General features: G+C 48.6%; 19 protein-coding genes. 10 read left to right on the top strand and 9 right to left on the bottom strand.

The features are described 5' to 3' along the window. Positions 1-191: 191 nt before the first annotated feature. From AC5JR3_RS18210 to AC5JR3_RS18220, 3 genes are all read left to right on the top strand, one after another. Complete coding sequence (locus AC5JR3_RS18210) at positions 192-551, top strand: rhodanese-like domain-containing protein (protein WP_495847972.1); 360 nt, start codon at positions 192-194, stop codon at positions 549-551. A 270-nt stretch (positions 552-821) separates the two neighbouring features. After that, positions 822-1901, top strand: a complete 1080-nt coding sequence (gene hrcA / locus AC5JR3_RS18215) for a heat-inducible transcriptional repressor HrcA (protein ID WP_495848072.1) — start codon at positions 822-824, stop codon at positions 1899-1901. A 35-nt stretch (positions 1902-1936) separates the two neighbouring features. Then, complete coding sequence (locus AC5JR3_RS18220; protein WP_495847973.1) at positions 1937-2590, top strand: DUF2834 domain-containing protein; 654 nt, start codon at positions 1937-1939, stop codon at positions 2588-2590. A 175-nt stretch (positions 2591-2765) separates the two neighbouring features. Here the strand turns inward: AC5JR3_RS18220 and AC5JR3_RS18225 are convergent, their stop codons facing one another. Then, positions 2766-3401 carry a class I SAM-dependent methyltransferase gene (locus tag AC5JR3_RS18225; RefSeq protein ID WP_495847974.1) on the bottom strand — a complete coding sequence of 212 codons (636 nt, stop codon included), beginning with the start codon at positions 3399-3401 and terminating at the stop codon, positions 2766-2768. A 111-nt stretch (positions 3402-3512) separates the two neighbouring features. Here AC5JR3_RS18225 and hemH point away from each other — a divergent pair, with 111 nt between their 5' ends. Then, positions 3513-4676, top strand: coding sequence for a ferrochelatase (gene hemH, locus AC5JR3_RS18230; protein ID WP_495847975.1), 1164 nt, complete (start codon positions 3513-3515; stop codon positions 4674-4676). Positions 4677-4839: 163 nt separating this feature from the next. Here the strand turns inward: hemH and AC5JR3_RS18235 are convergent, their stop codons facing one another. Both AC5JR3_RS18235 and AC5JR3_RS18240 read right to left on the bottom strand, forming a co-directional pair. After that, positions 4840-5424 (bottom strand): DUF4126 domain-containing protein, encoded by a 585-nt coding sequence (locus tag AC5JR3_RS18235; protein WP_495847976.1) that lies wholly within the window; start codon positions 5422-5424, stop codon positions 4840-4842. 339 nt (positions 5425-5763) lie between these two features. Next, positions 5764-5997: a hypothetical protein gene (locus AC5JR3_RS18240; RefSeq protein ID WP_495847977.1), complete on the bottom strand. Its 234-nt coding sequence runs from the start codon at positions 5995-5997 to the stop codon at positions 5764-5766. On the opposite strand from AC5JR3_RS18240, the gene AC5JR3_RS18245 reads away from it, so the two are divergent. Then, the gene (locus tag AC5JR3_RS18245) at positions 5996-7390 is read left to right on the top strand and encodes a PrsW family glutamic-type intramembrane protease (protein WP_495847978.1); all 1395 of its coding nucleotides are present in this window, start codon (positions 5996-5998) and stop codon (positions 7388-7390) included. The genes AC5JR3_RS18240 and AC5JR3_RS18245 overlap by 2 nt on opposite strands. Before the next feature lie 530 nt (positions 7391-7920). Here AC5JR3_RS18245 and AC5JR3_RS18250 read toward each other — a convergent pair. The 4 genes from AC5JR3_RS18250 to AC5JR3_RS18265 form a co-directional block, all read right to left on the bottom strand. Next, positions 7921-8553, bottom strand: coding sequence for a hypothetical protein (locus tag AC5JR3_RS18250; protein ID WP_495847979.1), 633 nt, complete (start codon positions 8551-8553; stop codon positions 7921-7923). 105 nt (positions 8554-8658) lie between these two features. Next, positions 8659-10296 carry a CHAT domain-containing protein gene (locus tag AC5JR3_RS18255; RefSeq protein WP_495847980.1) on the bottom strand — a complete coding sequence of 546 codons (1638 nt, stop codon included), beginning with the start codon at positions 10294-10296 and terminating at the stop codon, positions 8659-8661. 95 nt (positions 10297-10391) lie between these two features. Continuing rightward, the gene (locus AC5JR3_RS18260) at positions 10392-12797 is read right to left on the bottom strand and encodes a protein phosphatase 2C domain-containing protein (protein WP_495847981.1); all 2406 of its coding nucleotides are present in this window, start codon (positions 12795-12797) and stop codon (positions 10392-10394) included. A gap of 137 nt (positions 12798-12934) precedes the next feature. Beyond that, complete coding sequence (locus AC5JR3_RS18265; RefSeq protein WP_495847982.1) at positions 12935-13210, bottom strand: DUF6737 family protein; 276 nt, start codon at positions 13208-13210, stop codon at positions 12935-12937. A gap of 177 nt (positions 13211-13387) precedes the next feature. Between AC5JR3_RS18265 and AC5JR3_RS18270 the strand changes: the two genes are divergently transcribed. Beyond that, on the top strand, positions 13388-13717 hold the full coding sequence (locus tag AC5JR3_RS18270; protein ID WP_495847983.1) for a hypothetical protein: 330 nt from the start codon (positions 13388-13390) through the stop codon (positions 13715-13717). 238 nt (positions 13718-13955) lie between these two features. Then, positions 13956-14240: a hypothetical protein gene (locus AC5JR3_RS18275; protein WP_495848073.1), complete on the top strand. Its 285-nt coding sequence runs from the start codon at positions 13956-13958 to the stop codon at positions 14238-14240. A 4-nt stretch (positions 14241-14244) separates the two neighbouring features. Here the strand turns inward: AC5JR3_RS18275 and AC5JR3_RS18280 are convergent, their stop codons facing one another. Together AC5JR3_RS18280 and AC5JR3_RS18285 are read right to left on the bottom strand one after the other, a co-directional pair. Beyond that, positions 14245-14589 (bottom strand): NAD(P)H-quinone oxidoreductase subunit M, encoded by a 345-nt coding sequence (locus AC5JR3_RS18280; protein WP_495847984.1) that lies wholly within the window; start codon positions 14587-14589, stop codon positions 14245-14247. Between the two features lie 151 nt (positions 14590-14740). Further along, positions 14741-15964 (bottom strand): RNA-guided endonuclease InsQ/TnpB family protein, encoded by a 1224-nt coding sequence (locus AC5JR3_RS18285; RefSeq protein WP_495847985.1) that lies wholly within the window; start codon positions 15962-15964, stop codon positions 14741-14743. 34 nt (positions 15965-15998) lie between these two features. On the opposite strand from AC5JR3_RS18285, the gene AC5JR3_RS18290 reads away from it, so the two are divergent. The 3 genes from AC5JR3_RS18290 to AC5JR3_RS18300 all read left to right on the top strand — a co-directional run bounded on the left by AC5JR3_RS18290 (position 15999) and on the right by AC5JR3_RS18300 (position 17266). Then, on the top strand, positions 15999-16151 hold the full coding sequence (locus tag AC5JR3_RS18290) for a RepB family protein (protein ID WP_495847986.1): 153 nt from the start codon (positions 15999-16001) through the stop codon (positions 16149-16151). Beyond that, positions 16132-16287, top strand: a complete 156-nt coding sequence (locus AC5JR3_RS18295) for a hypothetical protein (protein WP_495847987.1) — start codon at positions 16132-16134, stop codon at positions 16285-16287. The genes AC5JR3_RS18290 and AC5JR3_RS18295 overlap by 20 nt, the downstream gene beginning before the upstream one ends. A gap of 106 nt (positions 16288-16393) precedes the next feature. Then, complete coding sequence (locus tag AC5JR3_RS18300) at positions 16394-17266, top strand: hypothetical protein (protein WP_495847988.1); 873 nt, start codon at positions 16394-16396, stop codon at positions 17264-17266. Positions 17267-17322: the final 56 nt, after the last annotated feature.

Consider the following 17322-nt stretch of genomic DNA (forward strand, 5'->3'; position numbering starts at 1 on the left):
TTATCTTTAGGTATCCGACGATCACAGCCCCTAGAATGCAGAACTTAATTAATCCCTCAAACTTCCCGCAAGTTAAAAATTGCCATTCTTCAGCATCAAGATACATGGAAATGTCTGTATTGGATTTACGTAAAGGCTTTTGAGGGAAAAAGTCTGAGGATTTGTACCATAAAAATCATTCATAAAAACAAATGTCTGCTCAATTTTCTAGTCAACCCATTGCTGAAATTAGTGTTAACGAACTCGCAAGGCGTTTAACGGAGTCTCCGGAAAAATTACAACTGATTGATGTGCGAGAACCCCAGGAAGTGGCGATCGCTTGTTTAGAAAATTTTCATAATTTGCCCTTGAGTCAGTTTGCAGAGTGGTCAGAACAAGTCCCCGTGAACTTTGATCCCGATGCCGAAACTCTGGTTCTGTGTCATCACGGAGTGCGTTCAGCACAAATGTGTCAGTGGCTGATCAGCCAGGGCTTTAGCAATGTTAAAAATATTACTGGCGGCATTGATGCCTACTCCTGGCAAGTTGACCCAACCGTCCCTCAGTATTAATTAACATCACGCGCTACTCCTAGGGTTTTTGTTATCGTTAATTCAACCCTAGGTCTTACAGGTTGCTAGCATGGCTACACCAGCCCTGAAAACTGGCGATGTCATTTCACTTCATTGCTCCGAACATTGTGGCTCTGTATGCCGTCAGTAACCAAAGCCTTGATGCTTACAAAAAATCCGAGTGAGCAAATTTTTGCCCTCAATCATCACCTGGATTAATCACTGGCACGTTTTCAAACCGGATTAAGTTCAGCTATGGTTGACACCTCTATGCAAGTCAGTCTGAGTAATCGGCAACAACATATTCTTTGGGCAACAATCCGTCATTACATCGCGACGGCAGAACCCGTTGGTTCAAAAGCACTGGCGGTAGGGTATGACCTCAGTGTTAGTCCGGCAACCATTCGCAATGCGATGAAGGTTTTAGAAAAAGTCGGATTGTTGTATCAACCCCACACCTCTGCCGGACGCATCCCTTCAGATTCTGGCTACCGGGTTTATGTCGATCAACTAATGACCCCGTCAGAGACCATGGGGCGTAAAGTTGAGCATTTGCTCACAGACCAATGGAACAACGAACACGGCAGCTTTGAGGCTCTGCTACGGGGCGCAGCGCAAATTCTGGCGACGGTGAGTGGCTATATTGCGTTGATTACTATGCCTCAGACTCGCAGCACCTGTTTGCGACACGTTCACCTGCTGCAAGTAGAAACCGGGCGGATCATGCTGATTGTGGTGACAGATGCCTATGAAACCCAGTCGGTAATTATGGAGTTGTCCCCCTTGGCTGATGGTCAGTCACCGCCAGAGATTGACCCGCGAGAGTTGCAGATTTTATCTAACTTTTTAAATAGCCAATTACAGGGGCGATCGCAAGCGGAATTAGCTGCATTGGATTTGGGGGAGTTAGACCGGGAATTTGAATGCTATACCGATTTTTTACGTCTGTTACTGCTAGAAATAACTCGCCGCACCCAAACGCCCTCCTCCACATCGATCATGATTCGCGGTGTCTCTGAGGTTTTGCGTCACCCGGAATTTTCAGAGTTGCAGCAGGTGCAGAGTTTAGTACACCTATTGGAAGAAAAACAAGACCAGCTTTGGCCTTTAATCTTTGAATTACCAGAAACCCCAACATCAGAACGGCGAGTAACGGTGCGGATTGGTTCAGAAAACCCCTTAGAACCAATGCGAGCCTGTACCTTAGTTTCAGCCATGTATCACCAGAATAAAATCCCGGTGGGCAGTGTCGGTCTTTTGGGCCCAACACGTATGCTTTACGAAAATGCGATCGCCCTTGTAGAAGCCTCTGCTGATTACCTCTCTGATGCTCTAAGTCAGCCAGATTAGTAGTAGTGAAAAATAATTAGGATGAGATTCTCTTTATGGTTAAAAAAATTGGACTTTGGTTACTATGGTTGGGATTTATCAGCTACGCATTTCTCTTGGCTCCTCCCAACCAACCGGACACAGCAGAGCTAATTATTAATATGTCTACGGGCAAACTTGAGGGTATTAACCCCCTGATTGTTGCCCTGTTCTACATCATGGGAATTTGGCCCCTTATATATAGCTGCTTGATGTTCATCGATGGCAGAGAGCAAAAAGTTCCCGCTTGGCCCTTTGCAACGATTTCCTTCGGCGTGGGCATCTTTTCCCTGTTGCCTTACCTGGCTTTGCGTCAACCCGATCAAACCTTTAGCGGGTCTAAAGATATCTTTCTCAAGCTGCTAGACTCCCGCTGGACGGGCGTCTTGCTCAGTATTGCGACAGTGGGACTGATTAGCTATGGCTTGCAGGGAAGCTGGGCAGATTTTGTCCAGCAGTGGCAAACCAACCGCTTTGTTCACGTCATGAGTTTGGACTTCTGCCTGCTTTGCCTCCTGTTTCCCGTCTTACTCAAAGACGACATGGCACGACGGGGGTTAGACAATTCTGCTCTGTTTTGGGTAGTAGCACTGATACCATTACTCGGTTCCCTCATCTACCTTTGTCTGCGTCCACCCCTACCAGAAGCCAGTCAAGCCACCGCCTGCTAATGGCATTCTAGACAGGGAGCGGGGGTGCAGGCTTCGACGTAAGCTCAGCCGAACGGGGTGCAGGGGAGCGGGGGAGCGGGGGAGCAGAGGAGATGAGGCGATGAGGCGATGAGGCGATGAGGCGATGAGGAAAACTGATAACCTCCTTCATACTTCATACTTCACCCTTCATACTTCATACTTCTTTCCCCTTCCTCGCCTGAATAGCTTGCAAACTCCCACCTGCATGTAAAGTGCGATCACATTTCTCAAACCCTACCTGTTTGAGCAACTCAGCCAAGTCAGTTTCCAACAACTGCCAAGCTGTCTGTGTCTCGAACAACCACAAAAATAAGGTCAATCCTGGCAAAAACAGGACGTTAGTAGGTTGATGAAAATCGATCAGGGCAAAAACTCCCCCAGGTTTCAGGACTCGATAGACCTCATTGAGAATTTCTAGCAACTGGGAAGGATTCATCTCGTGCATTGCTACGCTGGTGTGAACCACATCAAAGTGATTGTCAAGAAAGGGCATCGCTTCTGCCAAGGCTTCAACGTAGGTGGCTTGGGGAACATTTTGCTGCGCTCTTTGTAAGGCTACAGGCGAGGCATCCAAGCCTGTGACCTGATGGGAAAATTGCACTAAAAACTCAGTGGTTTGACCCGCACCGCAACATAGATCTAACACTTGAGTATCGGTGTTAATATTTAATCCCTGCAATGCCAGATGGCGAAAGCGTTTCTCGCCACCGACACTCAAGGCAGCTAGTCGCGCGATCGCGTCATATAGCCATTGATATTGATAACTCCACGTTCTTAAAATTGTTGCCACGGCTCAGGTTTAGAAAATAATCTGTATTTCTTCATGCAACTACAAACTACCAAAAGAATATATTGTTAAAATCAGTAACAAATATGAAATTTTTGGAAAGCTGTTATCGCTATGGGTCGTGTTGGGGTTTTATTACTAAATTTAGGTGGACCAGATGAGTTAGAGGACGTTCGTCCCTTTCTATACAACTTATTTTCTGACCCCGAAATTATCCGCTTACCCTTTTCCTGGCTACAAAGTCCCCTCGCCTGGTTGATTTCAACACTACGTGCGAAAAAATCTCAAGAAAACTATCGCCAGATTGGTGGTGGCTCCCCCTTACGGCAGGTTACAGAAGCCCAAGCCCAAGCCCTCCAAGAGCAGCTACAGACAAAAGGGCAAGAGGTTAATGTTTATATTGGGATGCGCTACTGGCATCCCTACACCGAAGAAGCGATCGCCCGCATCAAGCGCGACGGCATTGAGCAGTTGGTAATTCTTCCCCTCTACCCACAGTTTTCCATCAGCACCAGCGGTTCTAGCTTCCGGCTGTTAGAACAACTTTGGCAAGAAGACCCGAAACTCAGCAAAATTGAATACACCGTTATTCCTTCCTGGTATCAGCAAACTGAATACTTGCAAGCGATGGCGGAACTGATGGCTGCTGAACTGGAGCAGTTTCCCAACCCTGACTCCGTTCACATCTTCTTTAGCGCTCACGGCGTCCCCATAAGTTACGTCACCGAAGCCGGAGACCCCTACCAGCAAGAAATTGAGGACTGCACTGCCTTAATCATGCAAACCCTCAATCGACCCAATCCCCACACCTTGGCTTACCAAAGCCGTGTTGGTCCAGTGGAGTGGCTCAAACCCTACACTGAAGACGCTCTGAAAGAATTGGGGGAACAAGGCGTTCATGACTTGCTCGTCGTACCGATTAGCTTTGTCTCCGAACACATCGAAACTTTGCAAGAAATTGACATCGAATATCGGGAACTGGCAGAAGAATCAGGTATCCACAACTTCCATCGGGTTCCAGCACTCAATACCCATCCCACATTCATTGACTCTCTGGCTAATCTAGTCATAGAAGCCATTAACACCCCATCACGCCAATTTTCTGAAGTTATTCGTCCAACAAAGACAGTCAAAATGTACCCTCAAGAGCGCTGGGAGTGGGGTATGACGACGACTGCCGAAGTTTGGAACGGACGGATCGCGATGCTGGGCTTTATTGCCTTAGTGTTTGAGCTAGTCAGCGGTCACGGATTGCTGCACTTGGTGGGTATCTTGTAGAAGGTTTGATCAAAATTCTCCGGCATTGGGCTACAAAAACTAACGATTAGCGATCGCAATCATTCTTAAAGCAAAGCATCTCAGACTCAATCGCCCTATGCACTTCCCGTAGGTGCCAACTCCCCTACTTCATGGGGTTTTACTGCAACAACTTCCCCCTTTATTAATCACGCTTCTGAGGGAACGGACGCGGAGAAGATGGGTGTCGCCCTTTGTACCAGCGATGCCAATACCTAGAACTGCGAACCGACAACCACAGCAGAAATAGGGCGATTAAGCCACCTGGGTGAGGGGCATCAAAAGCAAAAATCACTAAGGCAACACACAAGGCATCCTGGATAAAGACAACCCAGAGAGGCAAACCCCGGAGGCGATAAAACCAGCCGACTTGTACCAGTTGCAAAACAAAAGCAAACAAACCACCGACGAACCCGACTAGCCAGACAGATTCCACCGCTGCGTCAGTAAACTGAGCGACGGTAATGCTCATGATTGCACCCACAATTGGGCTAAGGAGAAGCTGGATAATCTGAAGTATGCGCTGCCCCAATAAGCTTTTGGAGGCAAATAGCTCAAATAACGACCAGGTTGTCAAAACGCCGAGGAGAATTGGTGGCGAAATACGAGACAAAATCGGTACACGCGACCAAAGATTGTCACTTTGCATCAATCCGATGACGAGTAGGGGCAGGGCGATTCTCATTCCTGCTGCCGCTGAAGCCGAAAGTACGGCTAAAAGTGCAATCATTGTGGCGCTACTATCTGTTAAAAAAAGTGAGTCGTCTATCTTAAAGTTGGTTACTAATAAATCCCAGATTTGTCTTCAAATCAAGTTTTCAATATTGTAAAAAGCCTACACTTGTGACCTCTCCTGCTCCTCAGCTGTGCCTCTCTCTATCAGTCTTACAATCAATGTCTTCGCAACCAGCAAGATTTAACAGATAGTTAGGCAAAAAAACTAACACTTTGTGTTTAGTGTAAAGGCTCAATAGGCTGTTGTGTGTCTGCTCGATCACAGATTGACGGAAATCACAGCGGTTTTTAATTGAGTGAGATACCTATAGGGACGTTGGCATTGGTGCGAAGCTCATAGGGCGGTTATCCCTACGGAGGTTGTATTACTCATGATAGGATGGCTCCCCCAGAAGGCTAAATTAAATGGAGTTGAGCCAACGCGATCGCTTGATGGGAAAGTTCGGTAGAACAAGCCACGGGTTTGATCTTCCTTTAGCTCAGTGTGGGATCGTCTAGAGTAGTCTAAGCCAATATCTTTGTCCGTTTGGTAGAACACGCTAAACAACTCACTGCTACTACTATCCATGAAGGGTCAAGCTTATAAGGGATTTTTGCGACAGTTATCGACGGGTGAAGCGGCAGGTCGATTGTTACCCAACCAGGAGCTACCGGAAGCTCAGGAACTGGCGCTAGGACGCGACCCCAGTTGCCAAATGGTTTTAGAGCCTAATCAGTATCCTGGCGTCTCCCGGCGTCATGTACTAATTCGTCCCGTGGCATTGTCAGACAATCAGTCCCCCGGTTGGGAAATTTGTGACTTAAACAGTGCTAATGGCACCTATATCAATGGGCGACGCCTGCAAGGATGCCAGCCTTTACGATCGGGCGATCGCTTTGTGCTAGGAGAGAAGGGGCCAGAATTTCTCTTTGAATCCCTACTTAGCTATAGCAGCAGTCAGGCACCTTCACCCCAGACCGCTTACCCGCCTACAGTCGCATCAGCAATCTCACAACCGCCCTTGAGTATTCCTGTGGGTGGTCGTCCCCCGGATGCTGTGACGTTCACCCAGCTCTTTCCCATTGTTTCTACAGGACGGGATTTGACTCGCAAAGCCTTCTTAATTCCCGGCATCTTCACTGTCGTCTTTGTGGTGTTGATGTTTGCGGCTGTAGGACAACCCATCTTTTTCAATCTGCTGCTAGCGGCTTATCTAGCGGGTGCGGCTTATTACTTTGTCTATCAGCTTTGCGGCAAGCGCAAACCCTGGTGGTGGCTATTGGGTGCGGCGATCGCTACAGGACTGATTTTAGTTAGTCCCCTGTTGTTGCTGTTTATCACCGTTTTTCGAGGGATTTTGCCCGGAAGCTTGCCCTCTCCCGGTGAGCCAATCAACTTTTTGAGCCTGCTGATCCGCATGTTTTTTGGCGCAGGGCTGATGGAAGAACTACTCAAGGCGTTGCCCGTGCTGCTAGCTTATTGGCTCGGACAGAGATGGCGATCGCCTTGGCGAGAACGTCTGGGAGTCTGGGAACCGTTAGATGGTATTTTACTCGGCACCGCTTCCGCCGTGGGATTTACCCTCCTAGAAACCTTAGGGCAGTACGTACCGGGAATTATCGATAATGTGACTCTGCAAACCGGGGAAGGCACAGGGCAGCTATTAGGTCTGCAATTACTAATTCCTCGCATTTTAGGCTCTGTCGCTGGACATATGGCGTACAGCGGCTATTTTGGCTACTTCATTGGGTTGAGCGTCCTCAAACCCAATCAGCGATGGCAGATTTTAGGCATTGGCTATCTCAGCGCTTCAGCGCTCCATGCCTTATGGAATTCAACGGGATTTTTTAGCGGCGTGCTTTTGGCGTTGGTAGGAGTCTTATCCTATGCCTTTTTAGCCGCTGCAATTCTCAAAGCTAGGGCATTGTCACCAACGCGATCGCAAAATTTCGCCACCCGTTTTCTCGAACCCCCTCACTAAAAAATATCAACGAGGAAGAAAGAGATTTCTCTCCCTCATCCCCTCATCACCCGATCAGTTCTACACAGGGAACTGACGAGAGCGTCATTAGCCTCAGCCAAAAAATATAAACGTAATAATTAACCCGATTGAAAGTAAGTTACCAAAACCGTAACTAACTCCGCTACAAAATTCTTGCTGCCTACAATATGTAGTGAAGGCAAAGCTGCCTTGCTCCCAAACCACCCAACTCTTAATGTCTGAGGCTTTGTTCTTAGTAAGCCTTCATAAATGGCCATTGAGAGCCACTTTCCAGAGATTACTCCTCTTCACTTGCCAGTCAAAGAATAGTGGCAATTGTTTCTCCTATACTCATTTCAACGGAAAGTTTCTAATGAACAGAGCAAATACAGAAAATTTTCTGTTTTACACTAGGACGATCAGACTTACCCGTTCGGGACTGAGTAGGTCTATTTCTTGGTAGGAGATGAGAGTTTTCCCAATTATTCAAATTGCTTAACGCCGAGGATCACCTATTGACTTGGCTACCATTACAGGGCGTCGTCATCACTAGTGGAATTTTGAATTTCCTTAAGAGCGGCATTAGCGATCGCCATACTCAAGCGCACTTGTTCTACCGGAGATAACTCCGCCCACTCTACAGGTCGAACAATACCTTGCGCTTCCAAATCCGTTACGTCTTGGCTTCCTCGCATCGTATATGCCAAAGGACGGGCAAACACGAGTAAATCTTCTTCTGCCCAATTAGAGAGCAGTGGTTGAATACAGCTGACTAATTGTTCGGCTAGAGATAACTGACGGGAAAAAACTTGTTGCGCGGAAGTAGCGATCGCCTCTAGCCAAGCTTGAGGTACCCGGTGGGCAAATTGTTGAGTTAGAGAAACTCTTACAGCTTCCTCGGTGGTTATCTCCTGTGATCCCCAGCAGTGATGCAATTGAGTGAAAAATGATTGCGAAGCTTGGGCAAGCTCCTCGTCTTCATACAAACTTGAAAATAAAAACTCTTGTTCTATCTCTGAAAAATACGCTTCTGCCTCTGGATCGGCAGGATTCCATGGATAACAATCATTAGTTTCTGGCTGCAAAATTGCATCAATCAGTTCTCCTTGCAGGCAGTCCCGAGCCTGTTCGCGATTTTGAAAGTGAATAGGTTGAATTACCATAGCGCCCCTTTTTTGTTTATGAATGAATGAACCCTGGTGTGTAGATACAGAAAGAAAATAGAGCGTTCCGTAACAAATCCCGAAATTTCTGTTTTTCTGGTGAAATCAGCGAGACATCTCTGTTGTTTCGATGACAAATTCCAGGGTTTGACCATGAGTACTGCCAAACTTTAACTGACTTCCCGATGGTAAAGGCACTTCCTGATGGCGTACTTTTTGCCAACCTTCTGGACGTAAAATTAGTGTCCCGTTGCGAGAAAAATCACGCAGAAAATACATCGGTCTTGGTTCGTCATCCGCAAAGGCATCGCGGTAGATAATTTCGGCATGTTGTTGACTAACCCACTGTTCCTGAATGACCAAGTCATTTTCTGGGCGTCGCCCCACTTTCATCAACCCACCTCGAATCTGCCACTGGCGATCGCTTTCTTCCACAGAGCGTAGTGAAGCAACTGGGGGCATCCCCCCTACCCAGCTTGGCGGTGTACTAGGAAGTTCTGTAATTCCCTCCTCTACCGAGCGAATCAGTTCGCCATCAAACTCTGGATGCATGTAGAGTACGGGCAAAGTCCAAGCGGGTTGATTAAATTTGTACAGCGTCAACAACTGCTGTCTTGCCACCGCCACCGCTTGGTCGATAGGCATTCGGAGGGCGAGGGCTTGGGCAAAGCTTTGAATAAAACTCAGCGCTTCGCGATCGGCAATTGAATCGCGCATTCCCAAGACAGCCGGGACACCATGATGGATCAAAACTTCTGCCAAGCTGCTTCGGGGGATAGTGCTGGAGCCAGCCTGGTCTGGTTGCGCCCCCCAACAAGCATTGAAGACACAGAGCGCTACCTGCGCCCGCACAAGCACTTGCGCCAATTCAGTGCCATTGATCGTGGCATCAGCACGTAAAAACAGCAAGCCACCGTCTGGTGCTGGAATACCATGACCAGCGTAGAAAAAAACATTGTAGGTGTTGTTTTCTAATACCTGAATCAATTCGGCAGGAGTCGGTTGTAGTAGGGTATCGACGTGACAGGCAACAGACCTGGCAAATTTGTTGCTATTGGCGTCTGGTTGTGCCCGCACCTTAAGTACATCTACCAAGGCGGAGGCTTCTTGCTCCAGCTCCAAACTCCCCACTGGTAGCGTTGAAGAGCTTGTATCCTGTCCTAAAACCAGCAAAATATTTAACGCCTGTTCGTTTCGCCGAGGCATCAGCGGCTCGACATAACTGGTGGTACGGCTAAACAATAATTGCTGACTGAGGGAGATCGATTGCTTACCTGCCATCGGCTGCATAATTTCCCAAGGCAAAGGAATGATCTCTGGGTCGCGAATTTCCAGGCGCACGCGTAGGGGTTTATTTTGTCCTTGGGCAATTCCTCGGCTTTGAGCCAAGGTGTTTTGAATTGGCCCCTCAAATAGCCACTGCCATAAGCTGATGCCCAGATGTTGCATAATCCGGCTGCTGTAGCTGGCGGTTTCGGGCGTCGGACTATTGCTCACTTCATAGGGCAACAGGCGTGCAGACTGAGTCGCGTGATGAACTAGGGGGACATGGGGCAAACCCCGCAGGGAAAACATTTCTTGCCAAGCTAACCAGGTCACCGTTAAGCTTTCCGGCCAAGTTGAGTCATGATGACCATAACCTCCAGGGTAGGGGGCTTTCGTGACCCAAATCGCAAAATTGTCTTGCCCGGTAGTCAGACGCGCGATCGCCAAACTGAGGCAAGGATTTTCCATACCAGACATTCAAAGCCCATTAAAGAGCGAAAATACCGTTTGTTATATCAGTTTACAGAGTCTTGGGCTTTCTTGGTGACGCTTGTTCAGGTTTATCTAGACCGCTAGCCTGTCGGGGAAGGGCTGGGTACAGCCTTTGACGGCACTGGGGTTGATGAGTCAGCGGGGATGGGAGGCAGCACAGCACAGCTATCGAGTTGAGCGGGAGTGGGCAAGAAATTAGGCTTAATTTGGGCGATCGCATCGGATGCTCTAATCCAGCCATCATCTCCCGGTTTTAGCTGATTATAGGTAATCGCTCTTGATGACTGAGCTGGGGAAGCTGGGGAAGAGGGAGAAAGCTCTGCCCCTGGTGTCGGCGGTTGTAAGTTGGAGGGATTGTCAGAAGTTGAGCAAAATCGCAACCTCAGCCAATCCTCTCCTTGCAAATCCGCTCGTTTAGCAATCACTTGTAACACGCTACCAGCAGGCGCTTGTCCCACAACTAATCGGTTCTGGGGCGCTTCCCAGCGGCGTCGCAGCAGCACCCCTGTTAATGGCTCCGAAACATTGGTAGTGGGGGTGGCAACTTGAATCACGGCTGGTGCTTCCAAGGAGGGAGCGGCAGCCGGACTGGTAGACAAATCGGTGGGTGAGGGGGTACTAGTCGGCAATGATGTAGACCGGGGAGCCAGACCAATTACAGGGTCAACGAAGCGATTGATACCCGGAATCAACAGATAAGCCAAGACTCCGCCTACCCCCAACAACAAAACAATTCCTAGTAACAGCCCCCAAGGCGTGCGAGTCGGCTCAGGTACTTGTAACTGCTGCGTTTTCATCCGCGAGACGGCTACCCCCTTGTCCGTTGGTGCCTCAAGATTAAGGGTGGGGTTAGGCAACGCGGTAGGTTGAGAGAAGGAAACAACAGCGCCTTCCTTTTCCTGTCCCGATGTCACCTGACAGTGAACGAGGGCTATTGTGACGTTATCGTGACCATTTTGCTGATTAGCAATCTCGACTAATCTCGTTGTGGCTGTTGCCAAACTGACTTGACCCTCAATGGCTGGCAAAACTTCCGTTTGCCAGTACTGCTCCACTCGGTCATTGTCGCTCAATCCATCAGAACACAATAAGAAGATACAGTCTTCATCTAAGACAAAGCGTTGGACAGAAGGGTGCAAAGTCGTTGACGAACCCATACCCAGCGCCTGTACCAATGAGCCAGAGGCTGACTGTTGCACGGCATTCCGATACAATGCATAGCCCAGGCGCACCTCGCGAGATGCCAAATCATCATCCAGGGTTACTTGCGAGCAGCCCGTGCGAGTAATCCAATAAACTCGACTGTCTCCCACATGAGTAATGTACATTTCATGGGCACGGGTCAGCGCCATGACTAAGGTTGTGCCCATGCGTTGGCGGTCTTGACGGTGTTCGCTGTCATTTTGGCGGCTAATGGCATCATTAGCGTCACAAGTGACTTGCTCTAAATGCAGCGCCAAGTTGGCTGGCTCCCAATTGGAGTTGACCAACAACTTGTCTACTCCCCGACGAATAGTGTCGATCGCTAAATGGGAAGCGACATCGCCCCCTTCGTGTCCCCCAATCCCATCACAGACAATTGCCACCGCCTCCGCCCCTAGCGGCGGGCTTACCAAGTTTCCACTCGGTGGGTAACAGGCATCTTCATTGCGGCGGCGACTGGGCCCGGTATCTGTTGCCGTGAAAATTTGGTAGGTACAGGCTGTGTTAGCAGAGCGCCCATAGTCGTTCAACCCTTGGTCTAGTAGTGCCACGAGCTGGTCTGAGGCTATTAGCTGTCCCTGTTGCAGATCGGTATAGAGTTGTTGTAAAAATTCCGCTACCGCTGGCGTTGTCGCTGGAAACCAGCGCGACCAGAACTGACCAAGTTGTTGCAGGGTAGGGGTTTGTTTGCTATCTAACTGCAACTCTTGTAAGCGGATCAGGGAGTTGTTAACTCGCAGCAGGTTAGGGTTCAGCAAACTGGAAGCGACGCCCTCACGGAGCAATGGCTGCCACAACTGAGCAAGCTGCCATAACCAGTTGAGCTGACGCCGTGGTGTGGCTTCTTTCCAGGCTGTGGATAATTCGGGCATCAACTGTCCCTCCAAGGCATGATTCGCACCACTGGCGAAGATGGCGGCTTCTTCTAGTAGCCAAACTGCCTTGGGCTGGCGTTTGCCTGGTAAGGTCAGCCGTCCATACACTTGTGGGACATGCAGTGTGTAGGGGGAAAGTCTGAGATACGGTGCAATCTGAGCCGGAATTTCCTCCGGTGTTTCGGGGGTTAGGCTGGGTTGGGTATCCAACAAAATTCGCGGACGGTCAAGGAGATAGCGATCGCCAATCAGTTCCCCGACTTGATAAGCCTCTGTCCCTGCCCCAATCACCCACAGATAACGCCTGAGCAGCGGCGTGCAGCATTTCTGGCAAAACTTATCCCTCTGGGAGTTGGGAGCCTGACAGCGGGAGTTAGGGCAGTAAAGTGATGCCGCAGTGTTTGCCATGAATAGTCTTCGCCACTTCAGTCGGTGAGTATTGGGCGATGTGTTGTACTTCCTCAAATCTGGGAAGTTAGCCCATGCAAATAACGTGCCAAAACAGGCGCTTTAATCACAGATTGTAGCGTCTGATTCTCCAGAGGTCAGGGTGGCGTCGGTTGATCTTCCACTGGTGTCTGATCTGGGGAGGATGGCGATGAATGAGCTAAGGCGCTGTAGCGTTGCATCATGCGCGGCCAAAGCCACAAAAAGTAGAACCACCAAAGTAAAATTGGCAGTGCTACTAGTATGGTTAACCACAAAGTTTGGGTGAGTAGCCAACTCCCCATAATCACGACCAATCCGGTTAAGAGAATTGACCAGGGCTGACACCACCAAGGCTTGTAGTCCCAAACATTGAAAGACTTTTGTGTAGACAAGATATAAACGGGCGGTTATTTTATGAAGTTATGTTGGGTAAGGGTCTTACCCATTTTAGAAATCGACCCTGAGGTTTTAGATTGGAAGGATGAAGATGATTCGTTGCTAGATAATTCTATTGTCGATCATCTTTACCTAGTTTAGTCAGTGACTATTTCTGCCCCTGGGCGATCGCTATGTCCAACTTTGATTTTGAACCCTCCCAAGAGCCAACGTTTGCTGATTTTGACGGCAAGACCCGCGCGGAAATCAAGGAGTTGATTGCAACGTTACAGAATTCTCATCAATTGCGCTACAAGCTGATGAACCTGGAAACTTGGGCATTGGCAGAAACGATGGATCAATTTCTTCCGGGTTTTTGGAGTCGATTTTTAGAAAATCGTCGCACAGCACTCAAGCAATTTATTGAGCAAAAGCGCCATTCTAATATAGGGACTGGTGCCCCTTGCCATCGTTCTGCTAAAAAAACAGAGCGAACTGAGGCTGAAAATCTCCCTGTTGCCTGAATCGGGTTCAAGAATGCTGAAAAGATAAATTTTCTCTAGTTGAAATCTACTTCCTCCTCAATACATAAATGGGGCAATTTTGTAACCTCAATTAATGGTTTTTGAGAAAGTGTCAATTCCCTCCGTAGAAAGAGGCGATCGCGGTTAATTTTTTTTACGATAAGCCCATAGAAATATCAAAATAAGAATACCAGGAGTTTTTATGGCTGAGCAAAAAAAAGTCGATCAGGAAGAGCAAATGGCACATGGGTCTGAACAGAAACCTGAAAGACCGGAAATGAATAGTACTGTCAATCCTGGCGATCGCGTTTCCCCAGGTCAGTCTGACGAAGAGAAATCCAAGCAAGTCGCTGTTGATGCTCCTGACATTACGGGCGATCATATCAAAGTTCCGACTTACTTTGAAGTTGATGAACCCGATGGTGAGAAGAAAGAATTACACCACGTTCGGGACGCTGAAGAAATTTCTGATGTGATTCGCCAAGCACGAGTAGACGAAGAAGGCAATCGCACTTGGCGCTAGTTACTTACTTGATGGTTTGAGGATCAATTTGTGGCAGTCCCATACTGTAGTTGAGAACGCGGCTGTCAAGGTTGTAACTAATTTGACCGCTCTGCAAAAGCGATCGCATGTAATGTTCGAGGTCTGAGCCAATACGACGGAGGTTATATTCTGTTAAATCCTCCCCGCTATAGGACTCAACCAGTTCATCGAACTGGCGATACATCTTTTGCAGGGCGTCTTCGTTCCAATTAAATTCGTTATCCGGGTCAATATCCAAGGTCAACACGTTGTCGCTTTCGAGCAATTCGTTGTCTTTTATCTCAGCGGTGTAAATCCGGATATGACGAGTTGTACATTTTATCAACATAGAAATTCTTTACATTCAACGTCACTATTTATTATGCTCCCTCCTGTGGGTCGCGAACATCGCCTTCACTTAAAGGCGGTCAAACAGAGGGTTGGTAGTTTTGGGACATCCTTGCATTAAGATCCCGTGACATACTCCCGACGCTCATGAGTCACGCAGAGAGCGCGGGCTTCTCAGTGACCCCTGGTATCCCATCGGGCGTTTCCTGAGCTTTATTGACGGAATGCCCTACCGCCAAGTGCTTAATATTGATAGCTGCGTTGTGGTCGCGGTCAATCGTTAACCCGCATTGAGAACAGGCGTGAAGTCTGTCTGCAAGTGTTTTCGGGACTTTCGTACCGCATCCAGAGCAGTTCTGAGTTGTGCCGCTGGGATTTACTGCAATTGTCATCAATCCAGCTCTTTCAGCCTTGACTGAGAGAATTGCCAGGAATTGACCCCATCCAGCATCGTTTACCGATTTTGCTAGTTTCGATTTAGCAAGCCCTTTGATATTCAGCTTTTCATGTGCGACGTGTTTCCCTTGAGATAAAAGCTTTTTCGCGGTTTTATAGTGAAAGTCTTGGCGCTGATTTGATACTTTCAGATGCGCCTTAGAGACTCGCTTAATCGCTTTTTGGCGACGGCTAGAACCTCTCTTTTGGCGAGACAGTGAACGCTGCAATCGTTTCAGCCGTTTCTCTGCTTTCCGGTAGTGTTGGGGGATTGGCTCGTCTCTCCCCGAATCGTCTACCAGAAACGCCTTAAGTCCCATGTCAATCCCGATGGTATTTTCCCGTGTTGGAACATCAGGCATGAGTACGGGTACAGACGAATCTTGCAGGGACAGCGTGATGTAATAGCCATCCACCTTCTTGATAATTGCCGCCGTTTTCACCGGGAATCCATCCGGCATCGGACGGTGCAGAATCATCTTGAGTTTGCCAATTTTCGGAAGCTGGATGAACCGCCCGTTGATATGTTCTGGTTTGACCGGATCAGGAAATGCCAGGGAACGGAATCGCCCTTGACCCTTGAATCGAGGTTTACCGCTTCGCCTTCCATTGCTATCACCGCTCAGCCATCGGTCGAACGCCTTCTCCACTCGTGCAATCACATCTTGCAGGGTATGGGAAGGAAGCTCTTTATATTCAGGAAACAGCTTTTTCGAGTTCACCAGATCCCGTTTCTGACAATAGAAGTCAGGACGAGCTTTCAGCTCTGGCAGATGGCAGACGAGTGGACAGGCATTGACATCGCAACGATTTTGCTCGTACCAGTTGAATCGCTCGGCTAACCGATAGTTGTATTGACGGCGGCAGAGTTCAAGCCAGTGCTCAATTGTGGCTTGCTGTTGTTTTGTCAATCGCAGTCGATACTGGTAAGAGGTTCTCATGCTATTACTGTAGTGCAATATCCACTACATAATCATGCCTAAAACGATACTAAATATTAGAATTGAAGAGTCAGAAATGGAATTACTTAAACGCTACTGTCAGCAATCGGGCAGAACCCAGACCGATGTGATCAGAGAGTTAGTGAGGGGACTCAAGCGAAAAATCGTTGGTCAATCCGACAAGTAAGTTGCTCGTTTGCTCAATCTCACCTTACAACGCCTACGGCATTGGTCAGGTGAGTGTCGTCAACTCACTGGCATTCTTCAAGGGCGTTCACCCGAAGCGGGTAGAGCGTGGGGCTGCTGCTGCCATAGCTCAATAGGAGTTAACTAGTAGCGTTGCTCTCATTAAAGAGCGATCGCGCTAAACTTGTATACTCTTAATTAAAAAAGCCAGGGCTAACTACCAATTCGCGACCTAAACAATAAATGGTAGATCCAATCGATGACATCGCGCTTCAAGCTCGCCAAGGGAGTGTAGCGGCGATTATCCAAATCTTGAATGAGCGCTTGGCAGAAGACAACGTGAGAACGCGAGCCGTTTTCGCCGAGGGTGTTCTCCAGCTTCTATGTGAGGCAGCAAAACCAGAGCAACTAGAGCAATCAACATTGGTAGCGAAAGTTCGGCAGAACTTAGAAGAAATTGCCCCGCGTAATATTCGGCGTGTCCGAATTAACAGCCGGATCGTGCGCGAACAACAGTTACTGTGGTTAGAAGAAATTAACCGCGATCCGGAAACTCAACTGCTGTGGTCAGAAGAAATTACACTGGCAAAACCAAACTTCTTCAAGCGGCGTACCGAGGAGAGGAAGCGTCGCCTCACAGCCCCGAAAAAAAAGCCAGCCCTTCCTAAAGTTGCCTCCACTTCCCTGCGGGGTAAACGCACTTTCTGGCAAGGGATTGCGGGTGGTGCAGGCATAAGTGTGGCGATTTTACTTGTCGCTTGGCTACTGTATAGCCAGCTAGGGCTAAGACTCCGCCGTCAAGGACAGACAGAGGTTTCAACTTCTACTGTTGAGGCGATCGCTTCCCCCTCCCCAGCCGTTTCCCCCTCTCCTACCCCTGACCCTTTTGTTGAAGCCGTGCGACTAGCAGAGCAAGCCGCCGTAGCGGGACAAACCGCTAATACCCCGGCTCAGTGGTTAGAATTAGCCGCTACGTGGCAACGAGCGTCTGACTTAATGGGAGCCGTACCCCCCAATGACCCAGCAGGGCGATATAAGACGGCTCAAAACCGCATGGTGCTTTATCGCCAAAATAGTGAAGCGGCGCAAAAAGCAGCGAGAGCTAGCCGTTCTTAGCTGCATAAAGTTAGCCGCCGCGAAAGGGAAGCGCGAACAGTGTAGCTGGGAAGACG

This window comes from Kastovskya adunca (assembly GCF_059505785.1).

Bases quoted from the DNA above. Each gene is read 5' to 3' on its own strand.
- AC5JR3_RS18210 (WP_495847972.1), top strand. From the start codon at position 192: ATGTCTGCTCAATTTTCTAGTCAACCCATTGCTGAAATTAGTGTTAAC.
- hrcA (WP_495848072.1), top strand. From the start codon at position 822: ATGCAAGTCAGTCTGAGTAATCGGCAACAACATATTCTTTGGGCAACA.
- AC5JR3_RS18220 (WP_495847973.1), top strand. From the start codon at position 1,937: ATGGTTAAAAAAATTGGACTTTGGTTACTATGGTTGGGATTTATCAGC.
- hemH (WP_495847975.1), top strand. From the start codon at position 3,513: ATGGGTCGTGTTGGGGTTTTATTACTAAATTTAGGTGGACCAGATGAG.
- AC5JR3_RS18235 (WP_495847976.1), bottom strand. From the start codon at position 5,424: ATGATTGCACTTTTAGCCGTACTTTCGGCTTCAGCGGCAGCAGGAATG.
- AC5JR3_RS18245 (WP_495847978.1), top strand. From the start codon at position 5,996: ATGAAGGGTCAAGCTTATAAGGGATTTTTGCGACAGTTATCGACGGGT.
- AC5JR3_RS18240 (WP_495847977.1), bottom strand. From the start codon at position 5,997: ATGGATAGTAGTAGCAGTGAGTTGTTTAGCGTGTTCTACCAAACGGAC.
- AC5JR3_RS18250 (WP_495847979.1), bottom strand. From the start codon at position 8,553: ATGGTAATTCAACCTATTCACTTTCAAAATCGCGAACAGGCTCGGGAC.
- AC5JR3_RS18255 (WP_495847980.1), bottom strand. From the start codon at position 10,296: ATGTCTGGTATGGAAAATCCTTGCCTCAGTTTGGCGATCGCGCGTCTG.
- AC5JR3_RS18260 (WP_495847981.1), bottom strand. From the start codon at position 12,797: ATGGCAAACACTGCGGCATCACTTTACTGCCCTAACTCCCGCTGTCAG.
- AC5JR3_RS18270 (WP_495847983.1), top strand. From the start codon at position 13,388: ATGTCCAACTTTGATTTTGAACCCTCCCAAGAGCCAACGTTTGCTGAT.
- AC5JR3_RS18275 (WP_495848073.1), top strand. From the start codon at position 13,956: ATGGCACATGGGTCTGAACAGAAACCTGAAAGACCGGAAATGAATAGT.
- AC5JR3_RS18280 (WP_495847984.1), bottom strand. From the start codon at position 14,589: ATGTTGATAAAATGTACAACTCGTCATATCCGGATTTACACCGCTGAG.
- AC5JR3_RS18285 (WP_495847985.1), bottom strand. From the start codon at position 15,964: ATGAGAACCTCTTACCAGTATCGACTGCGATTGACAAAACAACAGCAA.
- AC5JR3_RS18290 (WP_495847986.1), top strand. From the start codon at position 15,999: ATGCCTAAAACGATACTAAATATTAGAATTGAAGAGTCAGAAATGGAA.
- AC5JR3_RS18300 (WP_495847988.1), top strand. From the start codon at position 16,394: ATGGTAGATCCAATCGATGACATCGCGCTTCAAGCTCGCCAAGGGAGT.